We start from the raw sequence: 14,314 nt of genomic DNA, 5'->3' as shown, positions 1-14,314 counted from the left end.
GGATTGTTCACAATTTTTTGAACACCTAACCCGCTCCGGACTTTCAGGCCATGACCACCCGCACCCTGCTCGGCATCCTCACCCCCTCCTCCAATACCTCGCTGGAGCCGCTGACCAGCGCGCTGTGCGCGGCCGCGCCCGGCGTGTCGGCGCACTTCGCGCGTTTCCCGGTGACCGAGATTTCGCTCAAGCCGCAGGCGCTGGGGCAGTTCGACGACGAGAAGATCCTCGCCGCCGCCCGCCTGCTGGCCGATGCCAAGGTGCAGTGCATCGGCTGGAGCGGCACTTCGTCCGGCTGGCTAGGCCTGGAGGCGGACCGCGTGCTGTGCCGGCGCATCGAGGATGCCACGGGCATCCCGGCCACCACGTCGACGCTGGCGCTCAAGGAGATCATGGAGAAGTGCGGGCACCAGACCCTGGGCCTGGTGACGCCCTACCTCGATGATGTGCAGGCGAAGATCGTCGAGAATTTCGGCGCCGAAGGCATGCAGTGCACGGCCGAGCGCCACCTGGGCATCTGCGTGAACTTCAACTTCTCTGAAGTCAGCGAAGCGCAACTGACCAGCATGGTGGCCGAGGTGGCGCAGGCGAAGCCCGATGCCATCACCACCTTCTGCACCAACCTCAAGGCAGCGCATCTGGCTGCCGGCTGGGAGGCCGCGCACGGTATCCCGGTGTATGACACGGTGAGCACCGTGGTGTGGAAGATGCTGCGCATGCTGGGCTACGACACGGCGCAGATCCAGGGTTGGGGCCGCCTGTTCACCGAGGTGAAATGAGATGGCCGACGCCGCATTCGATCTGGTGATCCGCCACGCTCGCTGCGTGACGGCAGCCGACACCTTCGATGCCGACATCGGCATCACGGACGGCCGCATCGTCGCACTCGGCGTACAGCTCGCTGCGGGGCGCGAGGAGATCGATGCCGCGGGGCGCTACGTGCTGCCCGGTGGCGTGGATGGTCATTGCCACCTCGACCAGCCGATGAACGATGGCTCGGTGATGGCCGACGATTTTCTCTCCGGCACGCGCTCGGCGGCTTGCGGCGGCACGACCACGGTGATTCCCTTCGCCTGCCAGATGAAGGGCCACAGCCTGCGCGAGGCGGTGGAGGACTATCACCGCCGCGCGGGCGACAAGGCCTGCATCGACTACGCCTTCCACCTGATCGTCTCCGACCCGACGCCGCAGGTGCTGAACGAGGAGCTGCCGGCGCTGATCCGCGAGGGCTACACCTCGTTCAAGATCTACATGACCTACGACGATCTCAAGCTCGATGATCGCCAGATTCTCGATGTGCTGTCGGTGGCGCGCACGGAAGGCGCGATGGTCATGATGCATGCCGAGAACAGCGACTGCATCGCCTGGCTCACCGAGCGCCTGCTCGCTGCGGGCAAGACGGCGCCGACCTACCACGCGGCCTCGCGCCCGATGCTGGTGGAGCGCGAAGCCACCCATCGCGCGATTGCGCTGGCCGAGCTGGTGGATGTGCCGATCCTGATCGTGCATGTATCGGGGCGCGAGGCGGTGGAGCAGATTCAGTGGGCACAGGCGCACGGGCTGTCGGTGTTCGCCGAGACCTGCCCGCAATACCTGTTCCTCACCGCCGCCGATCTGGGCATCGAGGAACATGTCGCGCACCACCCCGGCGCCAAGTGCATCTGCAGCCCGCCACCGCGCGACGCAGCCAACCAGCAGGTGATCTGGGATGGCCTGCAGTCGGGCACCTTTGCCGTCTTCTCATCGGATCACGCGCCCTTTCGCTTCGACGACCCGCAAGGCAAGTTCGTCGCCGGTGACAAGGCGCCGTTCAACCAGGTCCCGAATGGCATACCTGGCCTGGAGACGCGGCTCGCGCTGCTGTTCTCGGCCGGCGTGCTGGGCGGCCGGCTCGACATCCATGACTTCGTGGCGCTCACTTCGACGAACGTCGCGAAGATGTACGGCCTCTACCCGCGCAAGGGGTCAATCGCCATCGGCGCGGATGCCGACCTGGTGATCTGGGACACCGGCATCGAGCGCACGATCCGCAACACCGACCTGCACCACGACGTCGACTACACGCCTTATGAAGGCCAGACCGTTGCGGCCTGGCCGCGCACCACGCTGTCGCGCGGCAAGGTCGTGGCGGATCAGGGAGCGTTTCACGGTGCATCGGGCCATGGGCAATTCCTGCCCTGCAGCCTGCCGACGCCCGCACGCCCACGCGTGCGCAACGCAGGATGAGCCCCGCCGACATCGAGGCGCTGGCGCGCAGCCTGCTGGAGGCACGCGCCACACGCACACCGCTCAGCTTCGCCGGTGGCGATGAGGGGGCGCGCGCAGCACCGCCCCTCCACTTGCCGGCCCGCTTGCCCGCGAATCGCGCCGAGGCCTATGCCGTTCAGGCCGCCACCTGGCGCCTCACACAGGGCACGCGCCGGCCTTCCGCCTGGAAGATCGGCATCAGCGCGGACAGCGAAATTCCGGTGCGCGCAGCCATGCCCGCCATCGTGCCGAGCGGCGCGCACTTGCCGCGCGCGGCCTTCCGCCTCGTCGGGCTGGAATGCGAGATCGCGGTGCGCTTCGGCCGCCCCCTGCCGCCGCGCGCCCAGCCCTATGGCCAGGCGGAGGTACTGGAGGCGCTGGACGCGGCCTTCGTCGCCATCGAGATCGTCGACACCGCGCTGGCCGACCCCACTGCGGCCGGCCCCTACCTGCGCTTGGCGGACAGCATGCTGCATGGCAGCTTCGTGCTGGGTGAACGCCTTGGAACGTGGCCGCAGCTTGCTCAGCAGTGGCACCAGCTCACGCCACACAGCCACATCGACGAACTGCCGGTCGGCCCCTCAACGGGCCGCCACCCGCTGGGCGACCCGCTCAGCCAGCTCGCCTGGTGGGCCAACGTCGGCGCCCTCGACTGGGGTGGCGTGCGGGCGGGTGACATCCTCACCACTGGCACCTGGAACGGCATGCACTTCGCCGAGCAGCCCGCCCGCTTCGAAGCCCGCTTCACCCACGCCGACGGCCATCTGCTCGGCACCGCAAGCGTCGCCTTCACCTGAGCGTTCAGGTGCGCAGCGCGTCGAGCATGGCGTGCACATGCCGGTGGTCGGTACCACAGCATCCGCCGACGACGGCCAGTGCCGGCAGGCGGGGCAGCAGTTGGGCATGCTGGCCCCCGAGTTCCTGCGGGTCGCCGGCATCGAGGTCGCTGCTCTCGTCGAGTTCCGCATGGCTGCGGCGCGAGGCGTTGGTGCGCAGGCCACGCAGGCGGGTGGCGATGCTCGCATCCTGCGCCAGCACATGCTCGAAATGCGTGGGGTGGGCGCAGTTGATCATGTAGTAGGCGACGTAGCCGTCGGTCGCGTCGTCGGTGCGCGCAATCGCCTCGGCGAGCGTGTCGCCGGCGGGCAGGCGGCCATCCGTTTCCAGCGTGAAGGAGATGACCACCGGCATGGCGTGCATGCGCGCCGCACGCACGATGCCGACGGCCTCTTCGACATAGTTCATCGTGAAAGCGGAGACGAGATCGGCGTCGGTCTGGGCGAAGGTGGCGATCTGGGCTTCGTGGTAGGCACGCGCCTGCTCCGCGCTCATGCGCTTGTCGGCCTTGTAACCATCGCCGCGCGGGCCAAGGTTGCCACTGATGACCATCTGCGATGTGGCGGTGGCGTGGCTGGCGCGTACCTCCAGCATCAGGCCGATGGCGCGACGGTTGGCGTCGGCCAGGCTGGCGGCGTCGTAGCCGAGCTTGTCGGCCCAGTCCGGGTTCGCCCGCCAGGTCGGGCTTTCCAGGACCAGACCCAGTTGCTTGTCGACAGCGATGCGCGCGTAGCGCTCGTAGTAGCGGCGCAGGATGTCGGTACCCGCTTCATCGCGCAGCAGATGGAAGGCCGCGAAGTAAGGCAGATCAATGCCTTCGTGGAAGATCAGCGTGGTTTCAAGCCCGCCGTCGGTCATGAATAGGGCGTGCTCGCCGAGCTGCGGCAGGCGGCTGCGATAGGTACCGGCGAGGGGTGGGCGCGAGAGATCGAGAGGGGTTTGCATGCTGTGGTTCTCCTGTCATGGGGTGAGGCGTACAGTAGGGCCGCCGCCGGCCATGTACTAAAGCCGTTTCGGCAGTAAACCGGACGGATCGGCCATGACTTCCTCCTCGTCGCGCCCCACGATTGCCATCCTCGCCCTGCCCGACGCTTCGGCCTCGGTGGTGTTCGGCATGTACGACCTCTTCCTGTGCGCCGGCCGCGACTGGGGCATGGTCGAGCACGGCCAACCCGGACCAGGACTGATCGACGCCTTCATCGTGTCGCAGGAACCCGCAGCCCAGGGCATGAACGGGGTCAGCATCCAGGCGCACCGGACCCTGGCGGAATGCGAGTACGCCGACATCGTGTGCGTATCCGATCTCAACGTGCCGCCACAGGCTTTCGACGATGCGCAGTACCGCGCCGAGGTCGACTGGCTGCGCCGCTGCCACGCGCGCGGGGCGGTGTTGGCGGCATCTTGCTCGGGCACCCTGCTACTCGCCGAGGCGGGCCTGCTCGATGGCCACGAGGCAACGACCCACTGGGCGTACTGCGACCTGCTGAGCCAGCGCTACCGCGCGGTGAAAGTGCATGCCCAGCGCGCGCTGGTGATCTCCGGCGATGCGCAGCGCCTCGTCATGGCGGGGGGCGGCACCTCATGGCTGGACCTCGCGCTGTACCTGATCGCCCGCGTCAGCAACGTGGAGGCGGCGATGCAGGTGGCACGCCTCAACCTGATCGACTGGCACACCGTCGGCCAGCAGCCTTTCGCCCGCCTGGCGCGCACCCGCCAAGTGGAAGACGCGGTGATTGGCCGCTGCCAGGAATGGATCGCCCAGCATTACCAGGAGCCGGCGCCAGTGGCGGCGATGGTGCGCCTGAGCGGCATCGCCGAGCGTTCATTCACACGCCGCTTCGAGCAGTCCACCGGCATGTCGCCACTGGAATACGTGCACACGCTGCGCCTCGAAGAGGCCAAGCACATGCTGGAAGTCAGCGACGACTCCATCGAGAGCATCGCCAGCCAGGTGGGCTATGAAGATGCCGGTTTCTTCAGCCGCCTGTTCCGGCGCAAGGTGAATCTCACGCCGGCCGCCTATCGCAAGCGCTTTCGTGCCTTGCGCCAGTCACTCAGCGGCTAGCCCGGCCAAGGACTGCGTGGCCTGGGCGTAGTGCGTGGCGATCTGCCTGGCGGTGGTGAACCAGCACTTCTCGCGTTGTGAGGCGATGTGCCGCAAGGCGCGACGCAGATGCTTCAGGCGGAAAGGCTGGCCAATGATCATCGAGTGCAGGGCAATACTCATGACCAAAGGCTGGTCGATTGCTTGACGCGCCATCTCGTCGAACTGATCGACGATCATGTCGGCGAACTCGGCGGCGCCGACCTGGCGCCCGATGATCGCCGCGCTGTCGTTGATCTCCTGCGGATAAGGCATGGACAGGATGCGCCCGCTGCGCGTGGCAAGCCACACGGGCTGGTCGTCCATGCACCAGTCCATCAGGTAGCGGTAGCCCGCCTCGTGCAACAGATCCGGCGTGACCGGCGTCTCGGCGATCCAGGGGCTGAGCCAGCCGGCAGGTGGCGTGCCCTCGTGGCGTGCGATGGTGTCGCGCACATCCTCGATCAAGGCGCGCTCGGTGGCCTCGTCGAAGCCCGCCTGGTGCTCGGAGTTGGTGCGTCCATGGGCGGCGATCTCGGCACCCGCATCGCGGAAGGCGGTGATGAGCTGCGGACACGCGTCGTAGAGCGCGCTGTTGATGAGCAAGGTGACCGGCAGATCGAATTCGCGGAACAGCGCGAGCAGGCGCCAGGCGCCGACGCGGTTGCCATAGTCGCGCCAGGAGTTGTTCAGCACGTCGGGCGCGGGAATGCCCGGCACGAGGTCTTCGGCGATGCCCTCGTTGAACGCGTAGTGCTCCAGGTTCAGGGCAAAGAAGACCGCCAGCCGCTTACCGCCCGGCCAGCAGAAATCGGGGCGCTCGACGATGGGGCTGTAGGCGTAGCGGCCATGCTGTCGCAGGGGCAGTGGCAGCGGTGCGGGGGTCGTTTTCATGTGATGTCCTTGTCATCGGGCGGCAGGCTCAGAGCTCGGGTCAAGGCCGCGCCAAGCCCGCTCTGCTCACGGGCGGGTAAACGGGCCAGGCTGCCGCTGAGGGCTTTCATCGGCTTCAGGCGCGCCAGCGCCTCCGCCTGCAACACGGCGCAAGCGACGCCTTCGACCAGGGGCACCAGCACCTGGGCCTGCAGACGTGCCGGCACCCCGGCCATGACGGCGCCGGCCAGCACGATGACCTCGCACCCCTCGTTGGCAACGAGCGAGTGGGCAGCCTCGATCGCCAACCGGTCGGCTTCGCTCTGATCTCCCTCGGCGTAAGGGGCGCTGCACTCGACGGCACGCCAGCCCACCACGCGCGAGGCCAGCCCATAGGCCGCGACCAGCTCCTGGTATACCGCCAGCACGCGCGCGCCGAACATCACGACGCCGATGCGCGTCCCCAGTTGGCTGGCAGTCAGCAAGGCCGCCTCGGTGATGCCGACAACCGGAATGTCCAGCATCTCGCGCGCGGCCCACAGTGCCACGTCGTAGGACACGGCGATCACCACCGCATCGCACCCAGCGGCATGACGGGCCAGCAGGTCGACGCAGGCGTGATGCGCCACCGCGAGTTCGGTGCGCGTACCGATGACGCGCGCGCCAAAGTCGGCGGTGACCGGGAGGATCTCGGTCCCCGGGGCGGCGATGGACTCAGCAGCCTGCGCCACCCGGTCGGTCACGAACGTGGAGGTATTGGCGTTGAGCAGGAGGATGCGCATGACGATGTACTCCAGAGGATGGATCGGGACGCAGTGCGCCTGAAGGTGCTCAGGCGAACAACTGCTCGATGTCGACCTCCCCGTCAGGCGGGGGCTCCAGCCGCAGGGAATGCTCAACATGTTCCAGGTGGCGCTGCATCAGGCTCGCCGCGCCATCGGCGTCATGCGCCTCGATGGCATCGACGAGCAAGGGGTGGTCGTCATAGGGACAGTGGTGCTCGTCGGGCGCGTCGTAGAGCAGGATGATCAGCGCCGTCAGCGACTCCAGCTCCTGCAGGGTGCGCACCAGAAAGCTGTTGCCCGACATCTCCGCCAGCAACAGGTGGAATTCGCCAGACAGCGGCACGATGGCCAAGGGGTCTTCGCTGGCCCGCGCGCTGCGCTCGCGTTCAAGATGGCGCCGCAGTTGCTGCACCTGGCGGGCGGTTGCGCTCTGCGCCACGGTGCGCACCAGGGGCACCTCGATCAGGCGGCGCGCAAAGAACACATCTTTCGCCTCCTTCGCCGTCGGACTGCTGACGAAGGCGCCCCGGTTGGGGATGTTGGTCGCGATCCGGTCATGGACCAGCCGGCCGATGGCCTCGCGCACCTTGGTCCGGCTGACCTTGAAGACCCCGGCCAGGCGTTCCTCGACGAGTTGGGTTCCCGGCGGCAGCCGATGCTCCATCACGGCAGCGAGGATGCGTCGATAGATCTCTTCCGAGCTGAGCCCCCGGGCTGAGGCTGCGACCGCCCTGCGGCCTATCGATGCACTGTTTTGTGTCACGTCTTTCGCTCCGTTCAACAGACCTTCACTCGACATGCGGACACGTCGGCTTACCGGCGTGCGCCACTTTGCAGCATCCCCGCAGGCGCAAGAACCCTGCCCCACCGTAGGGCGCCCCAAAACCGTGCCTCCGCCTCCCGCTTATGCACCATAACTGTATACAAAACAAAAACACAAAACACAAAATAACACGCACCAATATCGCGCACTCGCGCACCATTCACGTGCAAGTTAATGTATATAACATGCTGATTATCATAGCATTTTTATGTTGACACACTGCATGCATCGCCCCTAGTGTATTGCATACAATCTTTAAAACAGTTGTTGTCAACTCTTAACCCGGAGCACCCACCCATGTCGCCCTCAGCCCTTCGCCGCGCCCTCGCGCTCACCCTCGTTCTCGGCTGCTTCGGCGGCTTGGCCCATGCCCAGCAACGCCTGCGCATCGCAGGGAATTTCGCCTCCGACCACTCCTCCTCCGTCGCCATGCAGCAGTTCAAGAAAGAGGTGGAAAGTGCGAGCAAGGGCGCACTGGTGATCGAGGTGTTCGACAACCAGCAACTGGGCGGCGCGCAGGAGAACGTGACGCAGGCGCGCGCCGGCACCATCGAGATGACTTGGGTGGGCATGGCCTTCCTGTCGCGCACGGTGCCCGAGCTGGAGGCGGTGAGCCTGCCTTTCATGTTCCCGAGCCGCGAAGTCGCCTACAAGGTCATGGATGGCCCGGCGGTCGACCTCATCGAAGCCAAGATGGCCGACAAGGGATTCACCTCGCTGGGCTTCATGGAACTGGGCTCGCGCCAGGTCACCAACAGCCAGCGCCCGGTCAAGAGCATGGCCGACCTCAAGGGCCTGAAGATCCGCATGCAGCCGATCGAGACCCATCTGGCGACCTTCCGCGCGCTGGGTGCCAATCCCTTGCCGATGGACATCAAGGAGGTCTACTCGGCGCTGGAGCAGAAAGTGGTGGACGGCCAGGACAACCCCTTCTCACTGATCCTCGCCAGCCGCTTCTATGAGGTGCAGAAGTACGTCAGCAACACCGGCCACTTCTTCGACTTCATCGCGGTGGTGGCGAACAAGAAGAAGCTGGAAGCGCTGCCAGCCGACCAGCAGAAGATCATCCGCACAGCCATGACGAATGCCATCAAGTGGCAACGCAGCGTGGCCGCGAAGGCCGATACCGATGCCTTGGCCGAGCTGCAGAAGAAGGGCATGACCTACACCGAGCTGCCGGCCAGCGAGCGCGAGGCCATGAAGAAGGCCACCGCCCACGTGGTTGATGACGTGAAGAAGCGCCTGGGCGCCGCCTTTGTGGACCAGGTGCTGGCAGAGGTCGCGAAGGCCAGCAACTAAGCACCCGTCTCGCCTCTGCTCACCGCGCGCGGATGCCCGCATCTGCGCGCACCCCAAGCCACGACACGCTTCCCGGCACGCCATGGACAACCCTCTCCGCTACACCTCGATGCGCGACCGCGGCCCGCTGCGGCCGCTGGCCCAACTGATCGCCACCCTCGACCTGGCGGTGGGCTGGACCCTGGTCGTGCTGCTGCTCGTGATGGTGGCGGTGGTGTCCGCCCAGGTCGCGCTGCGCTACCTCTTCAACAGCTCGCTGGACTGGGCAGACGAGTTGTCCCGCTTGTGTTTCGTGTGGTCCATTTTCATCGCCATCCCGCTCGGTCTGAAACAGGGCGCGCACATCGGCATCGAGCTGCTCGCCGCGCGCCTGCCACAGGCCATGCGTCGTTTGTTGGCCCGCCTGGTCGCGGTGACCGGTGCCGCCCTGCTCCTGCTGGTGGCCTGGGAGGCGCTGCGCATGGCCTTCGAGCAATGGGACGAACTGATGGCCTCGATCAACGCCAGCGCGGCCTGGTTTCTGCTGCCACTGGGCGTAGCCGGCATTCACGGCGCCCTGCATCTGCTGTGGCAGGCACTGACCGGCCCGTCGGACAAGCCGGCTGAAGCCTTGACGGAGCTGGACTGATGAGCCTGCTGATCATCTTCGTCTTTCTGGGTGTTGCCCTGCTGGGCATGCCGCTGGCCTTGTCGCTGGGACTGGCGGCGGTCGGCGGCCTGATCGCCAGCGACGTCGAATTCAACCTGCTGCCCTCGCGCATGATGAGTGCAGTCAACGCCTTCCCGCTGATGACCATTCCCTTCTTCATCCTGGCCGGCGAGCTGATGCTCAAGGCCGGCATGATGGAGCGCCTCATTGACTTGGCGAACACCATCGTCGGGCGTATGCGCGGCGGCCTGGGGTACGTCACCATCCTGTCCGGCCTGGGCCTGTCCACGGTGTCCGGCGCGGCTGTCGCCGATGCCAGTGCGCTGGGCTCCACGCTGCTGCCCTCACTGAAGAAACACTACGGCACCGGCTTCTCGGCCGCCCTGTGCGCGGCGGCGGCCAACCTGGGACCGATCATTCCGCCTTCGGGCGCAATGATCGTCTATGCCTTCATGGCCGGCCCCAGCGTCTCGGTCGGCGGCCTGTTCATGGCGGGCATCGTACCGGGCATCATCCTGGTCCTCGGCATGATGACGATGTGCTGGTGGATCGCGCGCCGGCGCAACTTTCCGCTCACTGGCGAACCCTTTGCGTTGCACGCCGTGCTGCGCGAACTCAAGCGCTCGATCATCATCTTCCTGATGCCGGTGATCGTGATCGGCGGCATCGTCGGCGGGGCCTTCACCGCTACCGAGGGCTCGGCCATCGCGGTGGTCTATGCCTTGTGCATCGGCTTCTTCGTCACCCGCAAGCTGCGCCTGGCCGACCTGCCCGAAGCCCTGGTCCGCACCGCCATCACCTCGGCGGTGGTCGGCGCGATGATCGCCTTCGCCTCGGTGGTGACCTACATGCTCACCATCGACATGCTGCCGCACAAGCTGCTGGCGCTGATCCAGGCGCTGACCGACAGCCCGATCGCCTACATCCTGCTGGTGGCCCTGGTGCTACTGGTCGTGGGCATGTTCCTGGAGTCGAACGCGGCCTACATCATGCTGGTCCCGCTGCTGCACCCGATCGCCATCAAGTTCGGCATCGACCCGCTGCACTTCGGTTTCCTGTTCGTCTTCAACCTGGTGATCGGCATGCTCACACCCCCTGTCGGCGTGGTCTTGTTCGTCATCTGTGGCGTCAGCGGGCTCAAGCTGGGCGAGCTCTCGAAGCACGTATGGCCTTTCATCGCGTTCATGTACGCCCTGCTGCTGGTATGCATGTTCGTGCCCCAACTTGTGCTCACGCTGCCGCGTGCGCTGGGCTACTGAGGCCACACCCCATGACGCGAAGCCCCGCTCCCCTCGCCTACTCCGCGCAGCGCCATTTCATCGGCGTCATCACGCCTTCAGGCAACACCGTAGTCGAGCGCATCACGCAGGGCATCGTCGGCGATCTGCCAGAGGTCTCCGCGCACTTTTCCCGCACGCCGGTATTCGGCAGCAGTGACCCCTCGCCCGACGCCTACGCGCTGCCGGGCCTGCTGACTGCGGCGCAACTGCTGGCCCACCTGGACCCCGACGTGCTGGTGTGGAACGGCAGCAAGGGCGCGGGCATCGGCCTGCGACACGACGAGGCACTGGCCGAGGAGATCACCCGCAGCACCGGCATCGCGGCGACCACATCCATCCTCGGGCTGCGCAGCGTGCTGGCCCGCCGTGGCCTCTCGCGCCTGGCCATCGTCACGCCGTACAACGACGCAGGCCAGGCGAAGACGCTGGCCTGCCTGGCACGCGAGGGATACCACTGCGTCGCCGAAGCGCACGCCGGCTACAGCGACAACCTGTCCTACGCCAGTGTGCCGCTGGAAGACATCGCCGCGATGATGCGCGCCGTCGTCACGCCGCATGTGCAGGCCATCGTCTGCCTGTGCACCAACTTTCCGGCAGCGGTGCTGGCGGCGCAGATGGAGGCCGAACTGGGGCGACCGGTGATCGACAGCACCGCACTGGGCGTATGGGCCGCACTCGATGTGCTGGGGGCGGACATGCGCCCCGCCGCCGCGCGCTGGGGCAGCCTCTTCGACCAGGGGCCCCGGGCATGAAACCGGAACTGATCATCCGCGGCGCACGCGTGCTGTGCCTGGATGCCAGCGACACGGAATGGCCGGACGCCGACATCGTGATCGTCGACGGACAGATCGTGGCGCTCGGTCCGCAAGCGGGCACACCGTTTCTGGCAGCAGCCGGCCGCGTGATCGATGCCCAGGGCATGCTGGCCATGCCGGGGCTGATCAACGCGCACTTCCACTCGCCCGGCAACCTGATGAAGGGCTGCCTGGACGGTCTGCCGCTGGAACTCTTCATGCTGCACGAAGTGCCACCGCTGGCCAGCGCCGACGGGAATGAGGGCGAGGTCGAACGCCTGATCTACGTGCGCACCGCACTGGGCGCGCTGGAAATGCTCCAGCGCGGCATCACGGCGGTACATGACGACGCCTACCACGTACCTGTCGCCAGCGAGGCCGGCATCGACGCCATCATGCAGGCCTACGCGGATGTCGGCATCCGTGCGACGGTGGCCATCGACCAGCCCAACCTGGTCGAGTACGAGAAGTACCCGTATCTCGCCGAGCTGCTGACACCCGGACAGCGTGCTGCGATGGACACCGCACCACGCCAGACCAAGCAGGAACTGCTGGGCCTGTACGCGCACCTGATCGCGACATGGCATGGCGCAGCGGGCGGCAGGCTGCGCGCGGCGGTCTCCTGCTCGGCGCCGCAACGCGTGACCGTTGACTACTTCGAAGGGCTCTCGGCGCTGTCGCGCCAGCACGACCTGCCCTTCAACATCCACATCCTCGAAACTAAGTTGCAGCGCGTGCTCGGCGACACGAAGTACGGCAAGTCGCTGGTTCGATATGTGCACGAGCTGGGCCTGCTCGATGAACGCATGATGGTCATCCATGCCATCTGGATCGACGAGGCGGATATCCATCTGCTGGCCGATGCCGGCTGCACGGTGGCCCACAACCCGGTGTGCAACCTCCGGCTCGGTAGCGGCGTGATGCCCTGGCGACTCCTGCACAACGCAGGCGTGCCGATCTGCATCGGCACCGACGAGATGAACACCGACGACACCACCAATCTGTGGCTGGCCGGCAAGACTGCCGCGCTGCTACAGAACATCGCCGAGCCGGACTATCTCGACTGGCCACGCGCCCCGGAAGTACTGCACGCCATGACGGCCGGCGGCGCACGCGCGATGCGCTATGGCGACAGCCTGGGACAACTGCGCGTGGGCGCGGCCGCCGACCTGATCCTGCTCGACCTCGACACCCATGCCTTCACGCCGCTGAACGATCTGCACCGTCAGTTGGTGTTCTGCGAGGACGGCAGCTCGGTGCGCTACACCATCGTGAACGGCGAAGTGGTCTGCGAAGGTGGCATCGCCAGCAAAGTGAATGCCAAGGCCCTGCGCGCAGAAGCACGCGCGCTGATGGCCGACTACCGCAGGACGCTCACCCACGCCAGCAGCGAAGCCTCGCAGCTAGCCCCCGCCTATCGCGCCATGTACCAGCTAGCGATGCAGCGCGATGTCGGCCTGTCACGCCGGCTCGGTCGCGACAATCCGCCTATTCAAGCCACGCAGTATTTTGCGGCGTCTGCCCACCCGACACCGCTGTCCCCGCCCAACCCACCAGGAGTCTCATGATGTTCACCCGTCTCGCTCTCGCGCTCTGCGCCGTTTCGCTCTTGTCCCTGCCCGCCACGGCCCAGGAGAAGATCAAGCTCAAGGTCATGGGGCAGCCGATCTCCGGCGGCATGATCCAGAAGCACAAGGAACAGCCCTTCTTCGAAGCACTCGCCCAGAGGACCGGGCTGCCCGTCGAGGTCGACTACAAACCGCTGGATACCACCGGCATCAAGGACACCGAGCAACTGCGCATCCTCGATTCCGGCCTGTTCGACATCGTCTCGCTGCGCATGGCGCAGATTTCGCGCGACGAACCGATGACCATGGGCTTCGACCTGGTGGGTCTGAACCCCGATTTCAAGACCGCCCGCGCGACGACCAAGGCCTACTACGACGTGCTCGACAAGCGCCTGCAGGCGCGCTACGCCACCAAGCTGCTCAGCGTGTGGCCGGCCGGTCCGCAGATGCTGTTCTGCAAGAAGCCCATCGCCAAGCTGGCCGACGTGAAAGGTATGAAGGTGCGCGTGTTCGACCAGAACTCGGCCAAGTTCTTCCAGCGCCTGGGCGCCACGCCAATTCCGCTGAGCTTCAACGAGACGCACCAGAGCCTGTCGCTGGGCGTGGTGGACTGCGCGATCACCGGCCCCAGCGCGGCCAACTCCGCCGGCTGGCCCGAGGTCACCACGCATGTGCTGCCGATCGGCATCCAGTTCGCCATGAATGGCTATGGCATCGGCATGGGCGCCTGGAAGAAACTTGGACCAGCAGGTCAGACCAAGCTGCAGGCTGCCGTCACCGAGCTGGAGAATGACATCTGGAAGTATTCGGAAGAGCTGGCCGTCGATGCCACGAACTGCAACATCGGCAAGGACCCCTGCCAGTACGGCAAGAAGTTCAAGCTGACCAATGTGCCGGTGACCGACGCAGACATCGAGGTGGTACGCGACGCAGTGCGTGAGGTCTCGCTGCCGACCTGGACCGAGACCTGCGAGAAGACTGCGCCCGGCTGCGGCGCCGAATGGAAGAAGACGGTCGGCACCGTCGTCGGCATCAAGTAAGGCGACCTGAATCGCCCCGGCGGTCGTCGGCAGCAC

General features: G+C 66.2%; 14 protein-coding genes. 10 read left to right on the top strand and 4 right to left on the bottom strand.

What is annotated here, in order from left to right:
* The first annotated feature begins 50 nt into the window (after positions 1-50).
* From NMB43_RS07955 to NMB43_RS07945, 3 genes are read left to right on the top strand one after another with little or no spacing between them, the layout of a single operon-like run.
* On the top strand, positions 51-779 hold the full coding sequence (locus NMB43_RS07955; protein WP_494351613.1) for a maleate cis-trans isomerase family protein: 729 nt from the start codon (positions 51-53) through the stop codon (positions 777-779).
* A 1-nt stretch (position 780) separates the two neighbouring features.
* Positions 781-2,226 (top strand): dihydropyrimidinase, encoded by a 1,446-nt coding sequence (hydA, locus tag NMB43_RS07950; protein WP_494351612.1) that lies wholly within the window; start codon positions 781-783, stop codon positions 2,224-2,226.
* A complete protein-coding gene (locus tag NMB43_RS07945) occupies positions 2,223-3,044 on the top strand; it encodes a 2-keto-4-pentenoate hydratase (protein ID WP_494351611.1) in 822 nt (273 codons plus the stop codon). Before hydA ends, NMB43_RS07945 begins: the two co-directional genes overlap by 4 nt.
* A gap of 4 nt (positions 3,045-3,048) precedes the next feature.
* On the opposite strand, the gene NMB43_RS07940 is transcribed toward NMB43_RS07945, so the two are convergent.
* Positions 3,049-4,029 (bottom strand): homocysteine S-methyltransferase family protein, encoded by a 981-nt coding sequence (locus tag NMB43_RS07940; protein ID WP_494351610.1) that lies wholly within the window; start codon positions 4,027-4,029, stop codon positions 3,049-3,051.
* A gap of 94 nt (positions 4,030-4,123) precedes the next feature.
* Here NMB43_RS07940 and NMB43_RS07935 point away from each other — a divergent pair, with 94 nt between their 5' ends.
* Positions 4,124-5,149: a GlxA family transcriptional regulator gene (locus tag NMB43_RS07935; protein ID WP_494351609.1), complete on the top strand. Its 1,026-nt coding sequence runs from the start codon at positions 4,124-4,126 to the stop codon at positions 5,147-5,149.
* Here NMB43_RS07935 and NMB43_RS07930 read toward each other — a convergent pair.
* From NMB43_RS07930 to NMB43_RS07920, 3 genes are read right to left on the bottom strand one after another with little or no spacing between them, the layout of a single operon-like run.
* On the bottom strand, positions 5,135-6,061 hold the full coding sequence (locus NMB43_RS07930; RefSeq protein WP_494351608.1) for a polysaccharide deacetylase family protein: 927 nt from the start codon (positions 6,059-6,061) through the stop codon (positions 5,135-5,137). The genes NMB43_RS07935 and NMB43_RS07930 overlap by 15 nt on opposite strands.
* Complete coding sequence (locus tag NMB43_RS07925) at positions 6,058-6,822, bottom strand: aspartate/glutamate racemase family protein (RefSeq protein ID WP_494351607.1); 765 nt, start codon at positions 6,820-6,822, stop codon at positions 6,058-6,060. The genes NMB43_RS07930 and NMB43_RS07925 overlap by 4 nt, the downstream gene beginning before the upstream one ends.
* A gap of 49 nt (positions 6,823-6,871) precedes the next feature.
* The gene (locus tag NMB43_RS07920) at positions 6,872-7,588 is read right to left on the bottom strand and encodes a GntR family transcriptional regulator (protein ID WP_494351606.1); all 717 of its coding nucleotides are present in this window, start codon (positions 7,586-7,588) and stop codon (positions 6,872-6,874) included.
* A gap of 357 nt (positions 7,589-7,945) precedes the next feature.
* Here NMB43_RS07920 and NMB43_RS07915 point away from each other — a divergent pair, with 357 nt between their 5' ends.
* The 6 genes from NMB43_RS07915 to NMB43_RS07890 all read left to right on the top strand — a co-directional run bounded on the left by NMB43_RS07915 (position 7,946) and on the right by NMB43_RS07890 (position 14,278).
* Positions 7,946-8,947, top strand: a complete 1,002-nt coding sequence (locus NMB43_RS07915) for a TRAP transporter substrate-binding protein (RefSeq protein WP_494351605.1) — start codon at positions 7,946-7,948, stop codon at positions 8,945-8,947.
* A gap of 82 nt (positions 8,948-9,029) precedes the next feature.
* Positions 9,030-9,575, top strand: a complete 546-nt coding sequence (locus tag NMB43_RS07910; RefSeq protein ID WP_494351604.1) for a TRAP transporter small permease — start codon at positions 9,030-9,032, stop codon at positions 9,573-9,575.
* The gene (locus NMB43_RS07905; RefSeq protein ID WP_494351603.1) at positions 9,575-10,855 is read left to right on the top strand and encodes a TRAP transporter large permease; all 1,281 of its coding nucleotides are present in this window, start codon (positions 9,575-9,577) and stop codon (positions 10,853-10,855) included. Before NMB43_RS07910 ends, NMB43_RS07905 begins: the two co-directional genes overlap by 1 nt.
* 11 nt (positions 10,856-10,866) lie before the next feature.
* Positions 10,867-11,628, top strand: a complete 762-nt coding sequence (locus NMB43_RS07900; RefSeq protein WP_494351602.1) for a maleate cis-trans isomerase family protein — start codon at positions 10,867-10,869, stop codon at positions 11,626-11,628.
* Positions 11,625-13,238, top strand: a complete 1,614-nt coding sequence (locus NMB43_RS07895) for an amidohydrolase family protein (RefSeq protein WP_494351601.1) — start codon at positions 11,625-11,627, stop codon at positions 13,236-13,238. Before NMB43_RS07900 ends, NMB43_RS07895 begins: the two co-directional genes overlap by 4 nt.
* Positions 13,238-14,278, top strand: a complete 1,041-nt coding sequence (locus NMB43_RS07890; RefSeq protein WP_494351600.1) for a TRAP transporter substrate-binding protein — start codon at positions 13,238-13,240, stop codon at positions 14,276-14,278. The genes NMB43_RS07895 and NMB43_RS07890 overlap by 1 nt, the downstream gene beginning before the upstream one ends.
* Positions 14,279-14,314: the final 36 nt, after the last annotated feature.

Source organism: Uliginosibacterium sangjuense, assembly GCF_059132465.1.
This window is presented reverse-complemented; position numbering and strand designations above follow the sequence as displayed.

What these genes read in the sequence shown, in the direction of transcription:
- NMB43_RS07945 (WP_494351611.1), top strand. Translation starts at nt 2,223, where the DNA reads ATGAGCCCCGCCGACATCGAGGCGCTGGCGCGCAGCCTGCTGGAGGCA.
- NMB43_RS07925 (WP_494351607.1), bottom strand. Translation starts at nt 6,822, where the DNA reads ATGCGCATCCTCCTGCTCAACGCCAATACCTCCACGTTCGTGACCGAC.
- NMB43_RS07930 (WP_494351608.1), bottom strand. Translation starts at nt 6,061, where the DNA reads ATGAAAACGACCCCCGCACCGCTGCCACTGCCCCTGCGACAGCATGGC.
- NMB43_RS07890 (WP_494351600.1), top strand. Translation starts at nt 13,238, where the DNA reads ATGTTCACCCGTCTCGCTCTCGCGCTCTGCGCCGTTTCGCTCTTGTCC.
- NMB43_RS07895 (WP_494351601.1), top strand. Translation starts at nt 11,625, where the DNA reads ATGAAACCGGAACTGATCATCCGCGGCGCACGCGTGCTGTGCCTGGAT.
- NMB43_RS07910 (WP_494351604.1), top strand. Translation starts at nt 9,030, where the DNA reads ATGGACAACCCTCTCCGCTACACCTCGATGCGCGACCGCGGCCCGCTG.
- NMB43_RS07900 (WP_494351602.1), top strand. Translation starts at nt 10,867, where the DNA reads ATGACGCGAAGCCCCGCTCCCCTCGCCTACTCCGCGCAGCGCCATTTC.
- NMB43_RS07905 (WP_494351603.1), top strand. Translation starts at nt 9,575, where the DNA reads ATGAGCCTGCTGATCATCTTCGTCTTTCTGGGTGTTGCCCTGCTGGGC.
- NMB43_RS07915 (WP_494351605.1), top strand. Translation starts at nt 7,946, where the DNA reads ATGTCGCCCTCAGCCCTTCGCCGCGCCCTCGCGCTCACCCTCGTTCTC.
- NMB43_RS07935 (WP_494351609.1), top strand. Translation starts at nt 4,124, where the DNA reads ATGACTTCCTCCTCGTCGCGCCCCACGATTGCCATCCTCGCCCTGCCC.
- NMB43_RS07955 (WP_494351613.1), top strand. Translation starts at nt 51, where the DNA reads ATGACCACCCGCACCCTGCTCGGCATCCTCACCCCCTCCTCCAATACC.
- hydA (WP_494351612.1), top strand. Translation starts at nt 781, where the DNA reads ATGGCCGACGCCGCATTCGATCTGGTGATCCGCCACGCTCGCTGCGTG.
- NMB43_RS07940 (WP_494351610.1), bottom strand. Translation starts at nt 4,029, where the DNA reads ATGCAAACCCCTCTCGATCTCTCGCGCCCACCCCTCGCCGGTACCTAT.